The following is a 23,520-nucleotide window of genomic DNA, read 5'->3' on the forward strand; positions in this document are numbered from 1 at the left end:
TTTGGCTTTGTGCAGCCACTAAAAGAGAAGTGGTGTTAGTAGAGGGGGGTTCTGTAATGGGGTAGGTTTGTTTGCTGTTCCTGATCATCGGTAGTCTCCCTGAGCTTGCAATGGAATGCGGCGCAGTGTAAAACCTCAAGTAATATTGAGGTCAATAGCAGCCGGAGAGTTTTGATGCCTGGTACCAGTGAAAAGAAAGCGTCCTCTTGTGGCGATAAGAAGTGCCGTCGCGAGATGACCGTGGGCGAGGTGGCTGAGCGCAGTGATGTGGCGGTGAGTGCACTGCACTTTTATGAGAGCAAAGGCCTGATCAGCAGCTGGCGCACCAGCGGTAATCAGCGCCGCTACTCTCGGGATGTATTGCGACGTGTGGCCATTATCAAGGTGGCGCAGAGCACCGGTATTCCCCTCGCCGAAATTCGCGAAGCCCTGGCGACTCTGCCCGATGGACGCACGCCCACCGCCAAAGACTGGGCCAAGCTTTCCGCCAGCTGGCGCGAGGAACTGGACCAGCGTATTCGCCAGTTGACTCAATTGCGCGACCGTTTGGAGGGCTGTATTGGCTGTGGTTGCCTGTCTATGGAGAGCTGTCCGCTCCGCAACCCAGGAGATCAAGCCGCGGAGCAGGGTGCAGGTGCTCGCTACCTGGATGTGGGGAGCTGACTTGGTGAGCTAATGGAAAGCAAATGGTGCGCTTCACGCTTGAGAAAATGATGAAGTTCTCACGATTTTTTATTGTTTGAAGTTACTGGAAAAGTTTCTGGTAAAAATCCAGGGTGCCCTGCCATGCATCTTGCGCCGCTTCCTGGTTATAGGCCAGCGGCAAGCCAAATTTCTGACCGCGTTCGGTGGCGACGGGATTGGTAAAGCCGTGCAGTACTCCGGGATAGCTCACTAGGGTGAATTTAGCACCGGCTTCCTGCATTTCCTCGACAAAAGCCCCGACCTGCTGTGGCGGAATCATACTGTCGGCACCGCCGGTGTAAACCTGCAGTTCCGCCTGGACTTTCCCTTTTTTAGCGCGGACCTCGCTGGCCAGGGCTCCGTGATAGCTGACTACTCCACGCAATTCCACACCGAGGCGCGCCATGGTCAAGGCAACGCCACCGCCAAAGCAATAACCCTGTGCGGCAATTTGATTTTCCTCGACTACACTGTGCTGCTGCAGCAGGGTAAGTGCGGTGCGGAAACAGGCTTCCAGAGAGACTGGATTTTCAAGCGCCTCATCGCGAAACTGCTGCGCTTCGGTGGGGTCGTCCGTTTGCTTGCCACTACCAAACATATCCACCGCAAAGGCACAGTAACCCTGTCTGGCGAGCTTTTCAGCCTGCTTGCGCACAAAGGCATTGTGTCCCCACCATTCGTGAACCAGCATGACACCGGGGCGCTTTTCTTGAATGCTGTCATCCCAAGCAAGGTAACCACTGTAGGACTTGCCATCTACCGCGTAATCAATCTCTTCGGTTTTCATTGTTGCATGTCTCTTTGGCGAATAATTGATGGTCTTATTCAGGCTTGTCTGGCGGGCCTTTGAGTTCCACCAGATTTTGTTCGGGGTCGGAAATATAGATCGACGGCCCCATGCCCTCGGCACCGTAACGCTGTTGTGGCTTAGAGGGTTCGATTTTTTTCTCTTTTAAATAAGCAATAATTTTATCGGGTTCGAATGGATCTATACGTAAACAGAAATGATGCAAGTTACGCCCTTCGACACCCGGCGCGACACCGCCCTCACGACCGATAGTTTGATCCACCGGAACCAAGTCGATTAAGGCGTGCCCGGCACGCAACTGATAGAGGCCCAACTCCTGATTCTCTCGCTCCATGGTGCAGCCGAGGACGCCTTCATAAAAATTGCGCATGGCAGCCAGGGATTTGACCCTCAGCACCACATGATCAATGTGTTGAATCTTAAACACAGGAATTCCTGAAATTTTAGTGATTATTAATCTGGTGAATAAATTATCTTATAGGAAAAACCGCCACTGTTTTATAGATCGTTGGATGCGGCAGTAAGAAGTGCTGATTTAGAGATTTGCGCCAATGTTATACCGATTCTAAGTGTAGGCGGGCTTGGAGGGCTAAGTGGGCGTCTCAGGCATCTAGTGAGGACTTCGCGCGGAGTGTTGGTTGAGAAAAACGGCACTCCGCACTTGAATGAACTTGGAATCAATGAGCAATATTGGGCTTAAGCACTATAAACCTTGTCTAAATCCTTTTGGGGATGCAGTTCTTTTGCGGGCCTGACAATCTCCGTTTCCAGCATCGCTGCAACTTCCTGCTTCTGTACGCTTTGTTGTAGTTTAATACGCAGAAGCTGGGAGATTTCCGGTTTACAAGAGCCACAGCGGGTGCCGCAGCCAAGAGCCTCACCTAATGCCTCTACCGAATTAATCCCCTGACTGATAGCTTTTTCAATCTGGGGGCGGGAAATCTGCATACAGGTACATACTATGCGTTCACCTGGAGGAATTGCCTGGAGAAACTGGGCAGGATTTTCTGGGGCTTCCAGTTGTAGATAGCGCTCCAGGGTGCGCCGGTCAGGGAGAAGCTGCCAATCGTTACTGGCAAAAATAAGCAGTTCTATTTGTTCACTATAAGCGAGCCAACGTTGGCTGTTTAATGTTTCTATTTGCTGCCAGTGAACGCCTGAGCTTTCCTGTAATAATTGTGCGCCCAGTTGGCGACCATTTAATGGCGCGCTCAGTGCCAACTCAAAGCGATATCCGTTTTGGCAGGGCACTCGATACCAGTGCAGCAGATTTTCTTCCCGATGGGTCTGCAGCCAGTGCCAAAGATTTTGTGCAAGTGGTTCCGGGCAAATAAGGGTGGCAAAGCTCTTACAAGGGAGGGCTTGCAGCTGCACCGGTACCTGTTTGAATTCCGGCTGGCCGGAAATTGGGTCTACCTCTGCTTTGGTAAGGGCGCTGACTTTCGACTCTTGAGCCAGAGTCTGGCTCCAGTGAATGGGAGCGAACAGTTCACCGGGCTTTTGTCCACTATTGAGTACTGCACGTCCACACATGCGACCCTGGGCATTATGCAATTCCACCAGTGCGCCCTCATCTACGCCATATTTGCGTGCATCCACTGGGTTTATTTGAATCTCGGCAGTTTCACTGTGGTCCAGTAATTTGCGCGCACGGCCGGTGCGGGTCATGGTGTGCCATTGGTCGCGCATACGACCGCTGTTTAGCCAAAGGGGATAACTGTTGCCGATTTGCTGTTGGGGTGTGCGAGGTTTGACAGCAATGAAATTGGCTCGGCCAGTTTCTGTGAAAAATTTTCCGTCGCCAAATAGTCGTGCGCTGCCCTGGGGGTTTTCCCGGTTAACCGGCCACTGTACCGGCTTTAATGTATCGTATTCGTTACGATCGATATCACTAAAATAGGAGATATCAAAGGCGCGGCTGTTGTTGTTTTCGAATCCTGACAATTGCGCATGTTCACGGAATATTTCTGCAGGGTGAGCAAAATTAAAGTGCTTGCCAAACCCCAGGCGGCTGGCTAAATCGCAGATTGCCTGCCAGTCGTGGCGGGCCTCTCCGGTGGGCTCTAGAAAGGAGCGTTGCCGGGAGATGCGCCGCTCAGCATTGGTGACGGTGCCATTTTTCTCGGCCCAGCCAGTGGCCGGCAGCAGTACATCGGCACAGCGGGCGGTGTCGGTATCGGCGATACAATCGGAAACAATCACTAGCGGACATTTACGCAGAGCTTCAGTCACACGCTCCGCTTCCGGCATACTCACGGCGGGATTCGTGGCCATAATCCAGATTGCTTTGATCTGCCCACTTTCCACTGCGCGGAACATATCCACGGCTTTTAATCCGGGATTCAGTGCCATATTGGGTGCATTCCAGAAGCGCTGCACCCGGTCTATATCACTGTCTTTAAATTCCATATGGGCGGCGAGCATATTGGCCAGACCGCCCACTTCGCGCCCGCCCATAGCATTGGGCTGGCCAGTAATTGAGAATGGCCCCGCCCCAGCCTTGCCTATGCGCCCTGTTGCCAAGTGACAGTTGAGGATTGCGTTATTTTTGTCTGTGCCACTACTGGATTGGTTAATACCTTGGGAATAGAAGCTGAGTGTTTTTTCTGTTTCAGCAAACAAGCGAAAGAAAGCCAGTAACTTTTCTGCTGGCACTCCACAACTCAGTGCGGTTTGCTGTAGGGACCAGTGCTGGGCGGCTTCCAGTGCCTGCTCAAAACCCTGAGTATGTTGTTGGATATAGTGATGATTGAGGCGGTTGTGTTGAGCAAGGAAATTAAGCAGCCCATTAAACAGTGCGGCATCGCTGCCGGGAGTTATTGCCAGGTGCAGATCGGCCATCTCGCTGGTAGCACTCGCCCGCGGATCAACCACCACCAGCTTGGCCTTGCCCGCCTGCATACGCTGGAACAGAATCGGGTGGGTCCAGGCGGCATTGGAGCCAATTAAAACAATGAGGTCCGCTTCTTCCAGATCTCCATAGCAACAGGGCACGGCATCCGCGCCTAGGGCGCGCTTATATCCTGCTACGGCTGAGGACATGCAAAGACGCGAGTTGGTATCAATATTTGCGCTACCAATAAAACCCTTCATTAATTTATTGGCAACATAATAATCTTCGGTCAGCAGCTGCCCAGAAAGGTAAAAAGCTACGGAGTCAGGGCCATATTCGCGGATATTGCGGGCGAATTCGCTGGCGACATAAGACATGGCAGTATCCCAATCACAGGCTTCGCCATGCAGGTGCGGCCGTAAGAGCCGCCCATGATCACCGAGCGTTTCCCCTAGGGCAGAACCTTTTACACACAGTCGGCCAAAATTAGAGGGATGCTGTTTATCACCTGTGACGGAAATCACAGAGGTATTTTGCCGCTCTTCCTTGTTAATTGTTACTCCGCAGCCTACCCCGCAATAGGGACAAGTGGTGCAGGAGCGCTGTGTGCTCAGGTATTCCTTTACTGCCATTATTCTTACTTATTGCAACCGATATAAACGGTATTTCCATTAAATGCCAAAGGGTAAGTGGCGAGCTGGATATTAGCGTCTTCCATACAAACACCATCTTCAAGGCGAAAATGGTGTTTATAAAGTGGTGAAGCAATAGTTAATTCACCCTCCAGCTCCGCAATTATTCCCCGCGAAATAACCCCAGCTTGTGCGATCGGATCCCAGTTGTCAACGGCATAAAGCTGTCGATCCTGCCCGGGTAAAAAAAATAGGGCGATACCTTTTTTCTTCTCAGATCTAACCGTGTTGCCAGCTTTTTCTGAGGAGGTATCGCCCCAAAGGGCGCACACCCCGGAATTGCTGACCAGATCTGAGCGTCGACAGATTGGCAGCCATTGGGGGCGGGTTATGGCAATAGAATTAAATGGATCTGGTTTGGCGCTGGCTTGATACATAACAATTTCCTTACGGGATTGTGAAAAAAATCAGAAATTGAAATTAATTCTTGTTCATTCAAATGGAAGTACTTTTTGGAATACGCCACTAGGCAGACTCTGCAGCTTCCAATATTTCCTCGGTGGTCGCCGGGCGGGGTTGACCGCGTTCCTTAACAAAAACAATTTTGTCATCACCCTCGCTGCTATTAACAAACTGACGAAAACGCTTCAGCTTTTCCGGGTCGTTAATGGCGGACTTCCATTCGCATTGATAGCTATCAACCACGCGCGACATTTGCGCTTCAAGTTCGGCACAGATTCCCAATTTGTCATCGACAATGACTTCACGTAGATAGTCGAGCCCACCATCAAGGCTTTCCAGCCAGACCGAGGTGCGCTGCAATTTATCGGCGGTGCGCACATAGAACATCAGGAAGCGATCGATATATCGAATGAGGGTTTCGTCATCCAGATCAGTGGCGAATAGGTCAGCGTGTCGTGGGCGCATGCCGCCGTTACCGGCGACAAATAGGTTCCACCCTTTTTCTGTGGCGATAACTCCCACATCCTTACTCTGCGCTTCGGCGCACTCGCGGGTACAGCCAGATACGGCCATCTTGATTTTGTGGGGCGAGCGCAATCCCTTGTAGCGGTTTTCCACGCGCAGGGCCATAGAAACACTGTCCTGCACCCCGAAGCGGCACCAGGTACTGCCTACACAAGACTTAACAGTACGCAGAGACTTTCCATAGGCATGGCCGGTTTCGAATCCCGCATCAACCAGTTCTCGCCAAATCTCTGGTAGCTGCTCGAGGCGAGCACCAAAAAGATCAATACGCTGGCCACCGGTAATTTTGGTGTAGAGGTCATAGCGTTTGGCAACATCACCAATCACAATGAGTTTTTCTGGTGTGATTTCGCCACCGGGAATACGCGGTACTACAGAGTAGCTGCCATTTTTCTGCATATTCGCCATAAAAGTGTCATTGGTATCCTGCAGGCCAACGTGGGCCTGTTCCAGAATATGTTCATTCCACAGAGAAGCGAAGATGGAAGCTGCGGTGGGTTTGCACACCTCACAGCCCTGGCCGCTGCCATGTTTATCGAGGAGGTCATCAAAGGTTTTAATTTCCCCAACCTGAATAATATGGAAGAGCTCTTGGCGGCTATAGGGGAAATGCGCACAGAGGTGATTGTTTACCTCCATACCTAGTGCCGCTAACTCAATATCGACAATATTTTTTAGCAGTGCCGCACAACCACCACAGCCGGTGGAGGCCTTGGTTACATCCTTGACTTCAGCTAGGGTATGACAGCCACCGTGTACCACATCGATAATCTGTCCCTTACTCACGTTATAACAGGAACATACGGTGGCACTGGCAGGTAAAGCCGAGGCACCGAGAGGAGATCCTGCTCCATCAACTGAGGGAAGGATAAGTTGCTCAGGGTGCTCGGGCAGCTCAATATCATTAAGGTGATATTGCAGTAGAGTATCGTAATCCCCGGTATCACCCACCAGCACTGCCCCGAGCAGTTTCTGGCCTTTGGCATCGGTTATCATACGTTTGTAAAGGCCACCTTGCTCATCTACAAAAGTAATTGCGGCCGCACCTTCACTGCGCCCGTGGGCATCGCCAATAGAACCGACCTGAACACCGAGCAGCTTTAATTTGGTGCTCATATCGGCACCATTAAAAAATATCTCTGCACCGGTAAGTTGTGCGACGGCGGTGCGTGCCATGCTGTAGCCCGGAGCTACCAGACCAAAGATCCGCCCTTCATAGAGTGCGCACTCTCCAATAGCAAAAATCTTAGGGTCTGATGTGCGACAGCAGTTATCGATGACTATCCCACCACGTTCGCCAACCTGCAGTCCCGAAGATTTTGCCAGCGCATCCTGAGGGCGAATTCCCGCGGAGAAGACAATCATATCGGTAAGCAGTTCATCTCCTCCTTTAAACTGCATGCGCAAGCGGCCATCAACTTCTGCAATAAGTTCAGTGGCCCTACTGGTGTGTACCTTTACACCGAGAGCTTCGATTTTTTTGCGCAGCAAATCGGAGCCGCCCTCGTCGAGCTGAGTGGCCATAAGTCCCGGCGCGAACTCCACCACATGGGCTTCGAGTCCAAGGGCCTTTAAAGCATTTGCCGCTTCCAGACCGAGTAGGCCACCACCGACAACAACACCACTTTGCGCTGTAGATGCGGCTGTGCGGATAGCATCCAGATCTTCGAGGGTACGGTAGACAAAGCAGCGCTCGTGCTGGTGTCCTGGGATGGGGGGTACAAAAGGATAGGAGCCGGTGGCGAGTACTAGCTGATCGTATGTATATAAGTTTCCATTCTGGGCGGTAACGGTTTGCTTTTCGCGATCAATGGCAATAACGGGGTTATTGAGTTCTAGCTCGAAGCCCCATTCATGGTACTGCTCGATATGGCCCATGGCCAAATCTTCAGCGCTGCACCCGGAGAAATAATCGGACAAATGTACGCGGTCATAAGCGGGCCTGGCTTCCGCACAAAAGACGGTGACTTCAAAACCGATGTTTTTATTTTTTTCTACCAGCTGTTCAAGAAAGTGGTGCCCGACCATGCCGTTACCAATCACAACCAGCTTTTGCTTTTCTTTCTTTACCTTCATTGCTATTCCTGCCATCTGAAGTCAATTTTTTCGGCAGGAGGGGAAGCGCTTGATATGGCAGGGGCGCCTCCTCTTCTGCCGAAGAGTACAGGCGCCGTTGCCTCGAATTGGGGGAGAATTTTGTTGGTCATTTAATGTATTCAATCTCCGTGCCAATATTGAGCCCTGGAATGGCGCCAATCTGTGCCTATTGTCCACAATTTTTGCGACACCTTGCGACAAGTTGGTGCGAAAAACTAATTTTCTGCTCTGTATTAGTGCTTAATGAAATTCTGTGGAATATTGGAGGTGTGGAGAATTTATTTTCGGGCTGCTGGTAGGTAAAACTGAGATCCGCTGATGGGCTATTAGAAAATATACAGGAGATGAGAAAGCAGCAGGATGAGTGCTATCAGTTGCCAGAATAAAACAGGGTTCCTTTCCAGTAGTGGGCGGCTATTGGGTGGTTTGAAGGCCGGGTTGGGGTGCTGTAAATCTTGAATGAATTCCGACAGGCTGTCGTAGCGTTGTCTGGGGTCGGCAGCGCAGGCTTTTTGCAGGGCGCCATCCACCCAATGGGGAATATCCTTACGGTGCGTATACACTTTCATATAACGCATTTGTTGATAACTTTTGAGTTGATAGTGCAAGTTGCCCAGGCGCTCGGGATAAGGGTATTTTCCTGTAAGTAATTCATAGGCGATGACCCCAAGGGAAAAGATATCTGAACGGTGGCTGGCACTATCCCCAAAAAAGAATTCGGGAGCCGCATAATTTTTACTGCCTGGAGCACCAGTTTCTGAGAAATGCAATTGCTCACGGAGACCGGGCCCATCAACCCCTCCCAGATCAATGATGACCAGACGCCCATGGCTGCGCATCATGATGTTCTCTGGCTTCAGATCTCCATGCACAATTTCCAGGCGTTGCAGGCTGCGCAAGGCACTTACCAGCTGCGCCAGCAGCTCCCGTACCTGGGATATTTGCGGCTGGGAATTAAGTTGCATCCACTGTCGTAAGGTCTGTCCCTCGACATATTCGAGGATATGGTAAAGGCAAGCGCGCTCTGCCCTTGGGGGATATAACTTGATAATCCCTGGGTGATTGATTCGCCGGCCAGTCCACTCCTCGGCGATAAAGCGCTCGATATAATGCGGGTCATCGCAGTAATTTACTGACGGGGTTTTAAGAGCACGAAGTGCACCGGATTCAAGATCCTGGGCCAAATACAGGTGACTGCGCTTGCTGGCATAAAGTTCTTGCAGAATAAGGAAGCCATCGAGTTTTTGACCGGGATTTAAATCCGGGGCAAAGGGCAGCTTCTGGCCGTGCATTGCCAGTTCGTCGCACTGGGGGAGGTTCAGGCGATTGACCCTGGCAGCGACTGCACTCAGATTATCGCTTGAGCCAGCCTTCAGGGCCGCATCAACCAGCTGTTGCGGTGTGGTCCTGTCAAAATTAGCGAGTCTTTCCTGGATAGAGGTTTCGGGCAAGAAATCGTGTATCCCATCGCTACTCAGCAAATAAATATCATCGGGTAGTAGCGCTTCACAGCGATAGTCCACATCGATGTGGACATCCATACCTAGTGCCCGGCTGAGAAAAGTGCGCCCAGGAGACAGTTGGTGGCTATGATCGCGGCTGAGACACTCAAGTTTGCCGTCGCGCAGACGGTAGATGCGTGTATCCCCAACATGCACTAAATGGGCGCTGGTACCTTTAATAATAATGGCAGAGAAAGTGGTGAGCCAGCCACGCTGAATTTCTACACTGCCTCCGCTTTGCCGATATAGCCAGCTATTGAGGGAGTGGAGAACCCGCGCTACTGCGTGGCGGGTAGACCAGGTTTCCGGGGTGCTGTAATAATCGGAGAAAAAACCATTGATGGCTGCGCGAGCGGCCTCCCCGCCAGCCTCAGCGCTGGCGACACCATCGGCAACAGCGGCGAGCGCACCATAGCGCTTGAATTCTATCCCCTTTGGTAGCCGCACTGCACAGGCATCGTCGTTGTGCCGGCGTTGGCCGGCACAGGTGGCACTGAAAATTTGCAAGGCACCTATTTTTTTGTTCTGCAAATTCTCAGATACTTCAGAGAGGTTCTGTACCTCTTCTGAAGATTTTACGTGCTGCTCTTTATCAGGCGACATCAATCATTGATACACTGCCATCGGGATGTACCTCGGCCATTTGCCCCTCGGGTTCCTCTAATAATAACAGTGCGACAAAGCCGAGAAGTGCAGTGATGCCGATAACCATAAAAAATGTTTGGTAGGAAACCAAACTCAACACGGTGAGATAAAACACTGCACCTACATTGCCATAAGCACCCGTCATACCTGCGATCTGCCCGGTAAGGCGTCGCTTAATTAGGGGGACTACAGCAAATACCGCCCCTTCACCGGCCTGCACAAAGAAAGAGCACGCCATGGCAGCGGCAACGGCCAGGTAGAGTGGCCATTCGGCATCGATTAAGCTCATAGTGAAGTAACCCAATGCCAAGCCCGCAGTGAGTACCAGCAGGGTGGGCTTCCGTCCCCAGCGATCACTAATCAAGCCACCCGCTGGACGGGACATCAGATTCATAAATGCATAGGCGGAGGCAAGCAAGCCCGCTTTTACTGGGTCCAGGGTAAAGGTCTCAGAGAAAAACAGTGGCAACATAGAGACCACGGCCAGTTCGGAACCAAAAGTGGCGAAGTAGAGTAAATTGAGTACGGCCACTTGCTTGAATTTGTAGCGGTGTACAGGAGCTGGGGGATTAGTGAAAACTTCGCGGTTGATACTAAATGTCTTGCGCGCATCCAGCAGGTAAAGTAAGCCGAGCCCACAATAAATCAAGGCTGCAGCGAGGCTAGAGATTAAACCGACACCACTTGAAAGTTTCCAGGTTAACAATGCCAGGGCTGCATACATTGGTACCTTCATAATCAGTAACAGGGCGAAGTCTCCTGAACTGGTGACCTCCATTGCTCCAATTTTTTTCGGCTTGAAATATGTGGAACCCTTGGGTGTATCGGTCACGGAGAAGTAGTAAATCACACTGTAGACCAGTGCAATAACCCCAGTGATACCAATCGCATAGCGCCAGCCATTATCGCCACCAAAAAACAGTGCGATGGTGGGCAGGCTCATAGCGGCAGCGGCCGATCCGAAATTACCCCAGCCCCCATAAATGCCTTCAGCGGTACCCAGCTGGCGAGCGGGGAACCACTCCGAAACCATGCGTATGCCGACAACAAAGCCCGCACCAATGAAACCGAGCAGAAAGCGCCCAATTGCTGCCTGGGTAAAGTTTTCCGCTAAGGCAAAGATAAAGCAGGGAACACTGCCGATTGCAAGCAGCAGGGAGTAAGTGAGCCTTGGGCCGTACTTATCGGTGAGCATTCCGATCACAATACGTGCGGGAATGGTTAGGGCGACATTTAAAATAAGAAGCGTTTTTACCTGATCGGGCGTGAGTGACAGGCTCTCTGATATAGCCATCAATAATGGGGCATGGTTAAACCAGGCAAAAAACGTAATGAAGAAAGCTACCCAGGTTAGGTGTAGGATTTTTATCTTTCCTCGAAAAGAAAAAAGATTGAGGGATTCACTGGACATGTGCATTTCCTTTATTTGCAAACTCCGCAGGCACAAAAAAAGCCCACCGCCGCGCCCTTTTTTGGGTCGCAGTCAATGGACTTCATTGCCCGGTATCTTTGGTGAAAGAGGGATTGACTGTGCGTATGCGCCTTGCGGCAGGACATTGCACCATCGATATATTTCCATTCAATTAATGTGCCATTATTTTTTAGTGCAGAGATAATCCAGAGTCTGACGGTAGAGGTCCGATCTAAAGTTCTGATTGTTCGCTGAGTCGGTCTCGCTAAAGTCGCTGCACATTTCTATCAATTGCTGGGCTTTTGCTTCATTGGGGTGACCGTTGTCATTATCCGTATGAGCGAACAAATGCCAGCCCGGATTAGCTATGATGTCAGAGCTCCGACGGTAGAGGATTTGGTCATTGAGGGAACCTTGTAATACTGATTTTGGTAAATCCAGATAATGCCTTTGCGAGAGTATTCCAGCTGCTTCGTGGCGGTTTTCCCGGGCGGACAACCATGAGCAAGCTTGTAGCAATGCGGCGCGAAGCGCCAAATGACTGGCTGGATTGGCTTCATGCCAACTTTGAGTGACTGCCAATACCTTTTCCGGCATTGCTGGTAGTAGGGTATTGCAGGCGGTGGCTATTACACCGGTTCCTTTGTAGGCCGCGAGACTATTCCATGGCTCTCCAACGCAATAACCATCAATCACTCCTCTGTGGAGGTTCTCTAGCATTTGCTCGGGGGGAAGGACAATAAGTTGTAAATCCTGATCGGGGTTGATACCTGCAGCCTGTAACCAATGACGCAATTGTAAGGTGTGACTGGAGAATGGATACACCGTAGCGAGTCTTGTTGGTGCAGTCCCCGTATTCTTTTGCAGGTAAGCTTTTAACGCTGAGGCAATATCGAGTTGAGTTTCTTGGGATGTGTAGTGTTGCAGGCGTTGATAGAGGTCTTCCGAAAGAGTTATAGCGTTGCCATTGCAGCTGAGTATCAAACCACTGATGAACCGTTCTTTGCAGCCAGGCAAGGCTTGCGACAAGGTTAATGGCATTGGGGCCAGCATGGCTGCTGCGTCGGCCTTGCGAGCAATCAATTTGTCACGCAGGGTTGCCCAGGAAGTCTCCCTTTGCAGCTGCACTTCTAGACCAAATCGGTGAAAGTACCCTTTCTCCTGAGCGACTATTAGAGGGGCACTGTCGGTGAGTCGCAGATACAGCAGTTTGATCAATTTTTTTTCCGGGCATAGTAAAGAAGACATCGGTGATTCAATGCTCGCTTTGGAAATAGTGGATAAGTTGCTCGGCTACTGCGCACATGGTTGCATTACTACTCATAGCAAGATTGCGCAAAATCTTGTGGGCATCTTTCTCTGTGAGATTTTTCTTTGCCATTAATAGTCCCTTGGCTCGCTCAATGGTTTTTCTGTCGCTGAGTTGCTGTTGGGTCCTCTCAAGAGATTGGCGCAGTTGCTGGAAGCTCTTGAACTGAGCCATGGCAATTTCTATCGCCGGTGCAACGCGCTCCGGTGTCATCCCTTCAGCCATATAAGCGCTCACGCCAGACTCGACCGCGCGACTAATAAAGTCCGCACTATTGTGACTGGAGAACATAGCGACCGGTGTAGGGGCTTCGCGATTAACTACAGCGAGACTCTCTAAAATATCTCTATCGGGAGATTCGATATCGATTAGTACAATGTCGGGTCGATACTTTTCCACTTGGAAAAGAAGCCCTTCTGCGCTACTTATTTGCGCAACAATTGTGTATCCGGCAGCTTGTAAACGCTCACGGACCGAATGAGCACGCTCGTGGTTGTCGTCAACCAACATGATTGCGGGGCTAATGTTTGACACGGCTTGATATGGCACTCGTTCAAGGGCTTGATACTATTTATCAAGAGTTAATCAAAATTTGTGCCAAAAGTGCGATAGGGATCAAATAAAATAAATTCTTCTAGTTCCATGAAGTGTGCGAGAGTTCCAAATTGTTTCTTGCCGCGCTATTTTGCGACTATTGGATCTTTAGTACAAGTGCGAAATTTATAGAGGCTTTGAGTTATTGATTAGTAGAAAATCCTGTAGAAATTCTATTTCGAAAAAACTTTGGGGGCCTATGGAAAAAATATTTCACACTAAATTTTGACTGTTAAAGTTGGATGGTCCTATTTTTGTGTCAAATTTTGTTATGGCAATCTCACTGCGAGGTCTATTTAGCTAAGGGAGGTGAGGTAAGAGTAAGAATTTTAATATTGAAAAACATTAATCTTTAAAATTTGATATTGGGTATCCAATAATCTGCGGCTAAATGAGATTCTCTCCATTTTTTTAGCGATTTCCTGTTGCTGTTGTAACCTTTCGACGTATATGAATTGTGGTTTCATTTGAAACAGGATCGTTAGCCTTATAAATTTCACCAATTGTGGCTATTAGGTGTCTTCTCTTTCAATCCCTCTTTTCGGCGTTTACACTCGGCCTGTTTATAAATTGGGCAACCCAGACCTTTTTGAGGTAGATGTAGTTGTAAATTCATAATATTAACTATGAGGGGCACGGCGGTGATAATAGCCATACCTAGAGAGACCGCAGAGGGGGAGGCGCGTGTTGCGGCAACTCCAGATAGCGTTAAACGTTTACTTGATTTGGGTTTTTCTGTTGTTGTGCAGGCAGGGGCTGGTGACAGGGCTAGTTTCAATGATGATTCTTATCGGCAAGCTGGAGCTGAGATTCGTGAAGACATGGCGACTTGCTTTGAGGGGGCGGATGTTGTTCTAAAAGTACAGTCACCCACGGATGAAGAGTTGGCATTGATTCCTAAAGGAGCAACGCTGATCGCCTTTTTAAAGCCGGCACAAAATGCCGAGCTCCTGCAAAAGCTTGCTGAAAACAATATTAACGCGCTTGCAGTTGAATCCATCCCCAGAATTTCCCGTGCCCAGAAAATGGATGCGCTCAGCTCCATGGCTAATATTGCTGGCTATCGTGCCGTTATCGAAGCCGCACATAATTTTGGCCGATTTTTTACTGGGCAGATCACCGCGGCAGGAAAGATTCCACCAGCCAAAGTACTTGTTATCGGAGCCGGTGTCGCTGGACTCTCGGCGATAGGTACGGCCAAAAGTATGGGTGCCATTGTGCGGGCATTCGATACCCGTGCCGAGGTGCGGGAACAGGTTGAATCCATGGGAGCTGAGTTCCTCACTGTAGAGGTAGAGGAAGAGGGTTCCGGTTCTGGCGGTTATGCCAAGGAAATGTCCCAGGAATTTATTGATGCTGAAATGGCTCTGTTCCGTGAGCAGGCCAAGGAAGTCGATATTGTTATTACTACGGCACTTATACCCGGTAAGCCTGCGCCAAAACTATGGCTTGCCGATATGGTCGATAGTATGGCACCGGGCTCTGTGGTGGTAGACCTGGCGGCGGAAATGGGGGGTAATTGTGATTACACTGTGCCCCACCAAAAAACTGCGCACAGTGATGTGACAATCATCGGCTATACCAATTTACCCAGTCGTGCGGCCACACAATCTTCAAGATTGTACTCTACCAACCTTGCTCATTTACTCAGCGAGCTGACTCCAGAAAAGGACGGTGAAATAGACCTGAATTTTGACGATGAAGTTATTCGTGGGGCGACTGTGGTGAAGTCTGGAGAAGTTACCTGGCCACCCCCCGCTCCCAAAGTTTCTGCTCAGCCTAAGAAATCACCTAAAGCGGCTGAAGAAGCCAGGGTTAAAGTTGAAGAAAAGAAAGATAAGCGCAAGTCGCCGCTGTCAATTTTTGTTTTCTGGGCAATCGCTGCTGTTTTGCTATTGTGGCTAGGTCGAGTGGCTCCGCCAGATTTTGTTTCTCACTTTACGGTTTTTGTATTGGCTATCTTCATTGGTTGGCAGGTGATTTGGAATGTCACCCATGCCCTGCATACACCCTTAATGAGTGTTACGAATGCAATTTCAGGGATTGTGGTCGTTGGGGCGCTGTTGCAGTTGGGGGCTACTGGCTCGGGGCTTGTTACCTTGCTCGCCTTTGTAGGAGTTCTTGTAGCCAGTATTAATATATTCGGTGGTTTTTTTGTTACCTACCGAATGCTGAAAATGTTTCGCCGGTAAGAAAGGAGATAAGTGATGAACGGTATGATTGCAATGGCTTATCTTTTTTCCGCAGTAATGTTTATTTTGAGTCTGGGCGGTTTGTCCAGCCATGAAACTGCGCGACGTGGAAATATCTACGGCATGGTCGGTATGGCGGTTGCCATAATTGCTACCATTGCCGGTATTACCTCCGGTGCCTATTGGATGGTCATCATTGCTATGGTGGTTGGTGCTGTAATAGGCCTATCCTTGGCGAAACGCGTGGCTATGACCCAGATGCCTCAAATGGTGGCACTGCTGCATAGCTTCGTGGGCTTGGCTGCAGTACTCATTGGTTGGGGTGGATTTCTTGATCCCCGAGTGAATTTGCATGGCTCAGCGCATGTTGTACACAGCACCGAAATTTACCTCGGCGTTTTTATTGGGGCCATTACGTTAACGGGTTCTTTAGTCGCTTTCTGTAAGTTGCAGGGACTGGTTTCCGGTAAGCCGCTGATGTTGCCGGCCCGCCACTGGCTCAACCTGATTGCTATTTTGGCCTGTATTGTATTGGGTGTGCTCTTTGTGCCTGCGCAAGTAAATGCGGACACGGTTCTCAATTTGTTAGTAATGACAGCTATTGCGTTATTGCTCGGCATTCACCTGGTGGCTGCAATTGGCGGTGCCGATATGCCGGTGGTTATTTCCATGTTAAATAGCTACTCAGGATGGGCCGCGGCGGCAACCGGGTTTATGCTGGGTAACGATCTGCTTATTGTCGTGGGTGCACTGGTCGGTTCTTCTGGTGCGATCCTTAGCTATATCATGTGTCGTGGCATGAACCGGTCATTTGTTAGCGTGATTCTCGGTGGTTTTGGCTCCGACGGTGGAGAGGTCTCCGATGAGGAAGTTGATGGTGAGGCTATTGCTATTGACCAGCAGGAGCTGGCCGATGATCTCAAGGCTGCGGATAGTATTATCATTGTGCCTGGATTCGGAATGGCTGTTGCCCATGCCCAACAAGCGGTCAGTGACTTGACCGATCGCCTGCGCGGTATGGGTAAAACGGTGCGTTTTGGTATCCATCCTGTTGCGGGACGGCTGCCAGGCCATATGAATGTCTTGTTAGCCGAAGCCAATGTGCCTTACGACATTGTTCTGGAGATGGATGAAATCAATCCCGACTTTCCCAGTACAGACCTGGTACTGGTGATCGGAGCCAATGACACGGTTAACCCCGATGCCGTAGAAAAGCCGGGCTCGCCAATTGCCGGAATGCCAGTATTGGAGGTTTGGAAAGCGCGTAGAGTAGTGGTGCTTAAACGTTCCATGGCTTCCGGTTATGCGGGTGTGGCAAACCCCCTTTTCTATAAGGAGAACGCGCGTATGCTATTTGGCGATGCCAAAGATAGTTTGCAGGGTGTACTTGGTAAAGTGTGCGACTGATTAAACAATACCTGACAATGAATTGTCAGGTAGCTTCGTTCGGGCTTGGGGCGTTGGTGCCAGATTGGCATTAAACACTCCAGGCCCGTTTATTTTTCGGTAGGTATAATTCTTTTCAAGCTTAATTGACTGTCGCTCGCCTTTGTCAATAGTGATAATCTCCCGGCCTTTACAGTTTTTAATAAAATTAAAGGAGTTGGGGGATGGGGACCCATTTTCGTGAGCTTGTCCTTCGGGGATTGATTGCGCTTAGTGTGTTCAGCTTGGCTGCATGCGGTGGCGGTGGCGGTGGCAGTAACGGTGATACGCCTGAAAGCGCGAATGCGGATGGCGGCTCCGGTGATACCGAGAAGCCGTCTCCAGTTGGAGGTAATTGGGTAGAGAATAATTTCCTTTTATCCTCAACTTTTATTGGCAGATGTGTTTCTCCAAGAACTGGTACTGACCCAGCAACCGGTTATGAATATATCGATCAGCTAGGGACGCGAGAAGATGAGAACAACTGGCTTCGCTCAATGAGTAATGAGATCTATCTTTGGTACGATGAAATCACAGATAAGAACCCAGCAAGCTTTGATGACTCATTGGCTTATTTTGATGAGCTAAAAACCTTTGCGAAAACACCTTCCGGCCAGGATAAGGACCGTTTTCACTACACAGTCCCGACTAATGAGTGGCTTTCACAAACTGAGTCTGGAGTATACGTTGGCTATGGCCTGCAATGGGCGCTTCTGTCGAGTAAGCCGCCGCGAAAAGCGGTAGTTGCCTATCTGGATGAAGAAGATGGAGGAAATCTGCCGGGTATTATTACCAGAGGTGCTGAGGTAATCAGCGTGGATGGTGTCGACTTGGCCAATGGCGAAGATGTAGACACTTTAAACTATGGCATGTGGCCTGAGAATGAAGGTGAATCCCACACCTTTGAAATTAGGCCATTGGGCTCATCTACCATTGAAAAAGTTACTCTTGTTGCCTCGGCAGTGAAATCTGACCCTGTTCAGTATGTAAAAGCTGAGGTGACAGACTCTGGTCGTAAAGTTGGCTATATGCTTTTCAATGATCATATTGCAACAGCAGAGGCGGAACTAATTAATGCCGTTACCCAGCTGGAATCTGCTGCAGTTGAAGATTTGGTGCTGGATTTACGCTACAACGGTGGTGGCTATTTGGATATCGCTGCGGAGTTGGCTTATATGATTGCTGGTTCAGCTTCAATTGGCCAGCCCTTCGAACGAGCTGAGTTCAATGACAAGCACCCAGAAACAAATCCAATTACGGGTGAGCCAATTGATCCAACTCCGTTCCATACTTCTGCTCTCGGCCTTATAGATGAGTCTTTGAAAGGATTTTCTCTACCTACACTAAATCTTCCACGCGTATTTGTTTTGACCAGTGAAAATACTTGCTCGGCCAGTGAAGCTATTATTAATGGTTTGCGTGGAATAGATGTAGAGGTTATTCAGATTGGTGAAACAACTTGCGGTAAGCCCTATGGTTTTTATCCACTGGATAATTGCGGTACTACTTATTTCACAATTCAGTTTTCTGGTGTAAATGCCAAAGGATTTGGCGATTATTCTGATGGCTTTGTACCAAATGGCACCTACGGCACAGAAGCTGATTTGCCAGGTTGTAACATCGGCGATGATTTTAATCATGTACTGGGCGATGTTAACGAGGCGCGTTTTGCTACGGCTCTTAACTATATTGAAACTGGGGATTGTGGAGAAATTGCGGTGAGTGCATTTTCTGAATCTGGGGTCAATACACGTATTCCATTATCGAATGCTCAAGTGCCAAAGGAAATTTCTCGCAGCAATAGGATAATGGTGAGATAGAATGAAAACTGCAGCCCTGATAGGTTTGTGTTGTCTCGCATTGATATGTCTTGGCTGCGCTTCTCAGTCAAATATTCAAAGTGCTCAGCCGGCGCTGCTAGAAGATACTAGTCCGGAAGTTAGGGAGAAGATTCGAGCCTTGGTATCAGAAGCTATGGGTGGAATTAAAATTACTCTAGGCCCTGATGTATTTTTGGAAAAGAGTCTTTTGGTAGTAGAGAGTGATCGGCAGCATATGGCATTAATTGGGCGAAATATAGCGAAGCCAATCAAGTTCCAGCTGCTTACTGATGGGAAGAGGTGTTGGCTCACTAGATTGTCTAGTGGTGAGTCTTGGGAACTACCTGTGCCTTGTAAGTTTGCTGCTGATACAGACGGCTGACGGAGTTGACAAGAAGCGGCTAAGGCCGCTTCTTGTCATGGCTTCAACGTAGCAAGTTGGACTTGCGCACATCCGGCTTCTGCGCTGCCCGATAAATCAAAGCAATCTTGCCGATCTCCTGGATCAGCTCCGAGGAAGATTTCTCACAGAGCTCCGCCACAACCTGGTGGCGGACTTCACGGTCGGCGATCATAAGCTTCACCTTGATCAGCTCGTGATCCTCCAGTGCACGTTCCAGCTCTTCCATCACGCCCTCGCTGAGCCCATTGCCCGCTACGGTCACGACAGGTTTGAGATTGTGACCGAGAGAGCGAAGTGCTTTTTTGCGGTCGGCGGTTAAAGGCATACAATACTCCATTACCACTTTGTGGATATCGATATGGGAGCGGCAAGCTAGCCGTGATCGTAGCCAACACTTATTAGTTGTTCGGCGTGTTCGATCGCGGCCTATGGTCGCTCTTACAATTAAGCTGTAGTGATTGTAGGCATTGTACCCGATGGGCCGATCTAAGAGCAGCCACCGCTGGCTGCGTGAACATTTTAATGACCATTACGTCAAACAGTCCCAAAAAGAGGGCTATCGCTCCCGTGCCAGCTATAAGCTGCAGGAGTTGCAGGATAAGGACCGTCTGTTCAAACCGGGCATGACCGTGGTCGATCTGGGCGCAGCACCGGGAGGCTGGTCTCAGGTGGCGATGGAGCTGGTAGGGCACAAAGGCCGGGTTTTGGCGTCAGATATATTGCCGATGGACCCCCTGGCCGGTGTGGACTTTGTGCAAGGTGACTTTACTGAGGAGTCAGTGCTCAATGAGCTGCTGCAACATCTAGGCGATGAGATGGCAGACCTTGTGATTTCCGATATGGCCCCCAATATGAGTGGGATACGCGATGTTGATCAGCCCGCCTCCATGTATTTGGTAGAGCTGGCGGTAGACATGGCCCGGCAGGTTTTAAAGCCCGGCGGTGCCTTTGTGGCCAAAGTCTTCCAGGGCGAAGGGTTCGACGAGCTGATCCGCGACTTGCGCGCGAGTTACAACAGTGTTGTGACTCGAAAGCCGGGCGCATCCAGGCCTCGCTCTCGCGAAGTCTACCTGGTGGCCAGGGGCTTTAAGGGCGGTTAAGCGCCGCGGCGTATTTCTAGTCTGTCGGCTGGATATGGTATAAGCATTATTCCATAAGGCGGCAGGGCTGTTGTCTCCTACACCTATACTGATTTGATGGGTATAGATAGGATCGGCACAGCAAAATGAACGGATTTTGAGTGCGAAAGCGAGAGGGCTATCCCTTTGAATGATATGGCAAAGAACCTGGTACTGTGGTTGATCATCGCGGCAGTGCTGCTGATGGTGTTTCAGAACTTTAAGCCGCAGACACGGGATGAGGCTCTCAGTTATTCCGACTTTGTTCAGGATGTGCAGTCGGGACAGGTGAAAAGTGTCGTTGTGGACGGTCTGGTGATCACTGGTGAAAAAGCCGATGGCAGCCGCTTCAAGACTATCCAGCCACAGATTATTGACGATGAGCTCACTAATGAGCTGGTGCGCAGTAATACCCAGTTCGTTGGCCGTGAACCTGAGTCCCCCAGTATCTGGCAGCAGCTGCTGGTAGCGAGCTTCCCGATCCTCATTATTATTGCCGTCTTTATGTTTTTCATGCGCCAGATGCAGGGTGGTGCTGGTGGTCGCTCCGGGCCTATGGCCTTTGGCAAGAGCAAGGCGCGCCTGCTGGGCGAAGACCAGATCAAAACCACTTTCGCCGATGTTGCGGGTGTGGATGAAGCAAAGGAAGAAGTACAGGAGCTGGTAGAGTTTCTAAGAGATCCCACCAAGTTCCAGCGCCTAGGGGGGAATATCCCCCGCGGTGTGCTGATGTGTGGTCCTCCCGGAACAGGTAAGACCCTGCTGGCTAAGGCCATTGCTGGTGAGGCAAAAGTACCTTTCTTCTCTATTTCAGGTTCCGACTTCGTAGAGATGTTTGTCGGCGTGGGTGCTTCCCGCGTGCGTGACATGTTTGATCAGGCCAAGAAACAAGCTCCCTGCATTATCTTTATTGATGAGATCGATGCCGTAGGCCGTCATCGTGGCGCCGGTGTTGGCGGTGGTCACGACGAGCGTGAACAGACCCTCAACCAGTTATTGGTAGAGATGGATGGTTTTGAAGGCAGTGAAGGGGTGATCGTGATCGCCGCCACTAACCGCCCGGATGTGCTCGATCACGCTTTACTACGCCCGGGGCGTTTCGACCGCCAGGTATTTGTCGGCCTGCCGGATATCCGTGGGCGCGAGCAGATTCTGACTGTGCATATGCGCAAAGTACCGCTGGATGACAAGGTTAATGCCCAGACCATTGCTCGGGGCACGCCAGGTTTCTCCGGTGCCGATTTGGCCAACCTGGTCAATGAAGCCGCATTGTTTGCTGCCCGTGCCAACAAACGTACGGTGACCATGGAAGAGTTTGAACGCGCCCGTGACAAGATCATGATGGGTGCCGAGCGCAAGTCCATGGTGATGAATGAGAAGGAGAAGGTGAATACCGCTTATCACGAGGCTGGCCACGCGATTATTGGCCGCTTGGTGCCTGAGCATGACCCGGTGCACAAGGTTACCATTATCCCTCGTGGCCGGGCTCTGGGTGTCACCCAGTTCTTGCCGGAAGAGGATAAGTACAGCCTTTCCAAACGTGCGATTGAATCCCAGTTGTGCTCACTGTTTGGTGGTCGCATTGCCGAAGAGATGACCCTGGGTATAGATGGTGTGACAACTGGTGCGTCCAACGATATCGAGCGCGCTACCGACCTGGCACGTAGTATGGTGACCAAATGGGGACTCTCTGAAAAGCTAGGCCCCTTACACTATGGGGAAGATGAGAGTGGTCAGCCGGGGCAAGGTAACCCGGTTTCCGGCAAGACCTCTAATGATATCGATGAGGAAGTTCGCCGTATCATTGATAGCTGCTACGAGCGTGCTAGTAAGTTGCTGGAGGAAAACCGCGATATTCTCGAGGCAATGAAAGATGCCTTAATGGAATACGAAACCTTGGATGCGGAACAGGTGGACGACCTGATGGCTCGCCGCAAGGTGCGCCCACCTAAAGACTGGGAAGACAACAACTTCGGCTCCGGTGGCAACAGTTCAACCGACGAAACGGATAAAACCGATACTTCTGAAGCTTCCACCGAGGCTGACAAAAGTAACTCGGTTGGTGGCCCGTTAAACGAGCACTGATTCTCAGCAAAAGTTCAAAGGACATAAACGGAATGTGGATCGGGATGGTGTCAATCCAACCCGATTCGACATTCCGTTTTTTTATCTCTGTATATGAAAATTACCTGTGGAAAGCACATCCTGGATCTCTCCTCACCTGTGGTGATGGGGGTTCTAAATACCACCCCTGATTCCTTTTCTGATGGCGGTAGTTACTATCAGGCCGGCATGCTAGATCTATCCCTTGTCTTGCATCGGGCCGAGCAAATGCTATTAGAGGGAGCCGCAATTATTGATGTAGGCGGTGAGTCCACTCGCCCCGGAGCCGATCCCGTTTCCGAGCAGGAGGAACTCGACAGGGTACTGCCTGTAGTGGATGCTATTTGCGCTAGGCTGGATGTTGTCGTCTCGGTCGATACCAGTACACCAGCGGTTATGCGTGAAGCTGCTGTAGTGGGCGCAGGGCTTATTAATGATGTTCGCGCGCTAGAGCGAGATGGAGCTCTTGAGGCTGCTGCTCAAACAGGTCTGCCAGTATGCCTGATGCATATGCAGGGACAGCCCAATACTATGCAAAGCGCTCCCGCTTATGGAGATGTCGTTGCAGAAGTCGCAAATTACCTGGCAGGGCGCATCGAGGCCTGCGAGGCTGCGGGTATTAGCCGAGAACACCTCCTATTGGATCCAGGTTTTGGTTTTGGGAAGACTGACGCCCATAATCTGGCGCTCTTGAGGGCTTTGCCCCAACTGGGACCAGCGGAAATCCCTATACTGGCTGGCTTATCGCGCAAGTCGTTGATCGGGCGTCTTTTGCAGCGAGAGGTCGAAGATCGATTGCCTGGCAGTCTGGCACTGGCTGTGCTGGCAGCCCAACGAGGGGCAAAGATTTTACGGGTGCACGATGTTGCCGAGACGGTAGATGTTTTGCGTTTGCAGCAAATCATTGATGGTTTTAACGCTTAACTCTCACAATCTTTAACGATTTCAAGTTATGGG

At 50.3% G+C, this 23,520-nt stretch carries 18 protein-coding genes; 8 read left to right on the top strand and 10 right to left on the bottom strand.

From position 1 onward, the window contains the following. Positions 1 to 174 precede the first annotated feature (174 nt). Positions 175 to 663 carry a redox-sensitive transcriptional activator SoxR gene (gene soxR / locus ACXAFI_RS02660; RefSeq protein WP_475107576.1) on the top strand — a complete coding sequence of 163 codons (489 nt, stop codon included), beginning with the start codon at positions 175 to 177 and terminating at the stop codon, positions 661 to 663. Between the two features lie 82 nt (positions 664 to 745). Here soxR and ACXAFI_RS02665 read toward each other — a convergent pair whose 3' ends face one another. The 9 genes from ACXAFI_RS02665 to ACXAFI_RS02705 all read right to left on the bottom strand — a co-directional run bounded on the left by ACXAFI_RS02665 (position 746) and on the right by ACXAFI_RS02705 (position 13,442). Beyond that, positions 746 to 1,471, bottom strand: coding sequence for a dienelactone hydrolase family protein (locus ACXAFI_RS02665; protein WP_475107577.1), 726 nt, complete (start codon positions 1,469 to 1,471; stop codon positions 746 to 748). A 34-nt stretch (positions 1,472 to 1,505) separates the two neighbouring features. Further along, on the bottom strand, positions 1,506 to 1,919 hold the full coding sequence (locus tag ACXAFI_RS02670; protein ID WP_475107578.1) for a VOC family protein: 414 nt from the start codon (positions 1,917 to 1,919) through the stop codon (positions 1,506 to 1,508). A gap of 269 nt (positions 1,920 to 2,188) precedes the next feature. After that, positions 2,189 to 4,957, bottom strand: a complete 2,769-nt coding sequence (locus ACXAFI_RS02675) for a nitrate reductase (protein ID WP_475107579.1) — start codon at positions 4,955 to 4,957, stop codon at positions 2,189 to 2,191. Positions 4,958 to 4,962: 5 nt separating this feature from the next. After that, positions 4,963 to 5,394 (bottom strand): nitrite reductase small subunit NirD, encoded by a 432-nt coding sequence (gene nirD / locus ACXAFI_RS02680; protein ID WP_475107580.1) that lies wholly within the window; start codon positions 5,392 to 5,394, stop codon positions 4,963 to 4,965. Between the two features lie 88 nt (positions 5,395 to 5,482). Beyond that, positions 5,483 to 8,020, bottom strand: coding sequence for a nitrite reductase large subunit NirB (gene nirB, locus ACXAFI_RS02685; protein ID WP_475107581.1), 2,538 nt, complete (start codon positions 8,018 to 8,020; stop codon positions 5,483 to 5,485). 347 nt (positions 8,021 to 8,367) lie between these two features. Next, positions 8,368 to 10,146, bottom strand: a complete 1,779-nt coding sequence (locus tag ACXAFI_RS02690; RefSeq protein WP_475107582.1) for a bifunctional protein-serine/threonine kinase/phosphatase — start codon at positions 10,144 to 10,146, stop codon at positions 8,368 to 8,370. Next, complete coding sequence (locus ACXAFI_RS02695; RefSeq protein ID WP_475107583.1) at positions 10,136 to 11,599, bottom strand: NarK family nitrate/nitrite MFS transporter; 1,464 nt, start codon at positions 11,597 to 11,599, stop codon at positions 10,136 to 10,138. Before ACXAFI_RS02695 ends, ACXAFI_RS02690 begins: the two co-directional genes overlap by 11 nt. Positions 11,600 to 11,782: 183 nt before the next feature. Further along, positions 11,783 to 12,817 carry a CmpA/NrtA family ABC transporter substrate-binding protein gene (locus tag ACXAFI_RS02700; RefSeq protein ID WP_475107584.1) on the bottom strand — a complete coding sequence of 345 codons (1,035 nt, stop codon included), beginning with the start codon at positions 12,815 to 12,817 and terminating at the stop codon, positions 11,783 to 11,785. 37 nt (positions 12,818 to 12,854) lie between these two features. Then, complete coding sequence (locus tag ACXAFI_RS02705; RefSeq protein ID WP_475107585.1) at positions 12,855 to 13,442, bottom strand: ANTAR domain-containing response regulator; 588 nt, start codon at positions 13,440 to 13,442, stop codon at positions 12,855 to 12,857. 701 nt (positions 13,443 to 14,143) lie between these two features. On the opposite strand from ACXAFI_RS02705, the gene ACXAFI_RS02710 reads away from it, so the two are divergent. From ACXAFI_RS02710 to ACXAFI_RS02725, 4 genes are all read left to right on the top strand, one after another. Beyond that, complete coding sequence (locus ACXAFI_RS02710) at positions 14,144 to 15,694, top strand: Re/Si-specific NAD(P)(+) transhydrogenase subunit alpha (protein WP_475107586.1); 1,551 nt, start codon at positions 14,144 to 14,146, stop codon at positions 15,692 to 15,694. Between the two features lie 15 nt (positions 15,695 to 15,709). After that, complete coding sequence (gene pntB, locus ACXAFI_RS02715) at positions 15,710 to 17,101, top strand: Re/Si-specific NAD(P)(+) transhydrogenase subunit beta (protein WP_475107587.1); 1,392 nt, start codon at positions 15,710 to 15,712, stop codon at positions 17,099 to 17,101. 203 nt (positions 17,102 to 17,304) lie between these two features. Then, positions 17,305 to 18,939 (top strand): S41 family peptidase, encoded by a 1,635-nt coding sequence (locus tag ACXAFI_RS02720; RefSeq protein WP_475107588.1) that lies wholly within the window; start codon positions 17,305 to 17,307, stop codon positions 18,937 to 18,939. A 1-nt stretch (position 18,940) separates the two neighbouring features. Next, on the top strand, positions 18,941 to 19,321 hold the full coding sequence (locus tag ACXAFI_RS02725) for a hypothetical protein (protein WP_475107589.1): 381 nt from the start codon (positions 18,941 to 18,943) through the stop codon (positions 19,319 to 19,321). A 43-nt stretch (positions 19,322 to 19,364) separates the two neighbouring features. Here ACXAFI_RS02725 and yhbY read toward each other — a convergent pair whose 3' ends face one another. Further along, entirely contained in the window at positions 19,365 to 19,667 is a 303-nt protein-coding gene (yhbY, locus tag ACXAFI_RS02730; RefSeq protein ID WP_475107590.1) for a ribosome assembly RNA-binding protein YhbY, read from the bottom strand. Positions 19,668 to 19,818: 151 nt separating this feature from the next. Here yhbY and rlmE point away from each other — a divergent pair, with 151 nt between their 5' ends. The 3 genes from rlmE to folP all read left to right on the top strand — a co-directional run bounded on the left by rlmE (position 19,819) and on the right by folP (position 23,487). Next, complete coding sequence (gene rlmE / locus ACXAFI_RS02735; RefSeq protein ID WP_444919941.1) at positions 19,819 to 20,442, top strand: 23S rRNA (uridine(2552)-2'-O)-methyltransferase RlmE; 624 nt, start codon at positions 19,819 to 19,821, stop codon at positions 20,440 to 20,442. Between the two features lie 174 nt (positions 20,443 to 20,616). Further along, on the top strand, positions 20,617 to 22,545 hold the full coding sequence (ftsH, locus tag ACXAFI_RS02740; RefSeq protein ID WP_444922635.1) for an ATP-dependent zinc metalloprotease FtsH: 1,929 nt from the start codon (positions 20,617 to 20,619) through the stop codon (positions 22,543 to 22,545). Between the two features lie 93 nt (positions 22,546 to 22,638). After that, a complete protein-coding gene (gene folP / locus ACXAFI_RS02745) occupies positions 22,639 to 23,487 on the top strand; it encodes a dihydropteroate synthase (RefSeq protein WP_475107591.1) in 849 nt (282 codons plus the stop codon). The last annotated feature ends 33 nt before the right edge of the window (positions 23,488 to 23,520 follow it).

The sequence above is a fragment of the Microbulbifer sp. ABH2_005 genome (assembly GCF_056160005.1).

Coding starts and splice junctions, on each gene's coding strand:
- ftsH (WP_444922635.1), top strand. CDS start 20,617: ATGGCAAAGAACCTGGTACTGTGGTTGATCATCGCGGCAGTGCTGCTG.
- ACXAFI_RS02675 (WP_475107579.1), bottom strand. CDS start 4,957: ATGGCAGTAAAGGAATACCTGAGCACACAGCGCTCCTGCACCACTTGT.
- rlmE (WP_444919941.1), top strand. CDS start 19,819: ATGGGCCGATCTAAGAGCAGCCACCGCTGGCTGCGTGAACATTTTAAT.
- soxR (WP_475107576.1), top strand. CDS start 175: ATGCCTGGTACCAGTGAAAAGAAAGCGTCCTCTTGTGGCGATAAGAAG.
- yhbY (WP_475107590.1), bottom strand. CDS start 19,667: ATGCCTTTAACCGCCGACCGCAAAAAAGCACTTCGCTCTCTCGGTCAC.
- nirB (WP_475107581.1), bottom strand. CDS start 8,020: ATGAAGGTAAAGAAAGAAAAGCAAAAGCTGGTTGTGATTGGTAACGGC.
- ACXAFI_RS02725 (WP_475107589.1), top strand. CDS start 18,941: ATGAAAACTGCAGCCCTGATAGGTTTGTGTTGTCTCGCATTGATATGT.
- ACXAFI_RS02695 (WP_475107583.1), bottom strand. CDS start 11,599: ATGTCCAGTGAATCCCTCAATCTTTTTTCTTTTCGAGGAAAGATAAAA.
- folP (WP_475107591.1), top strand. CDS start 22,639: ATGAAAATTACCTGTGGAAAGCACATCCTGGATCTCTCCTCACCTGTG.
- nirD (WP_475107580.1), bottom strand. CDS start 5,394: ATGTATCAAGCCAGCGCCAAACCAGATCCATTTAATTCTATTGCCATA.
- pntB (WP_475107587.1), top strand. CDS start 15,710: ATGAACGGTATGATTGCAATGGCTTATCTTTTTTCCGCAGTAATGTTT.
- ACXAFI_RS02720 (WP_475107588.1), top strand. CDS start 17,305: ATGGGGACCCATTTTCGTGAGCTTGTCCTTCGGGGATTGATTGCGCTT.
- ACXAFI_RS02665 (WP_475107577.1), bottom strand. CDS start 1,471: ATGAAAACCGAAGAGATTGATTACGCGGTAGATGGCAAGTCCTACAGT.
- ACXAFI_RS02690 (WP_475107582.1), bottom strand. CDS start 10,146: ATGTCGCCTGATAAAGAGCAGCACGTAAAATCTTCAGAAGAGGTACAG.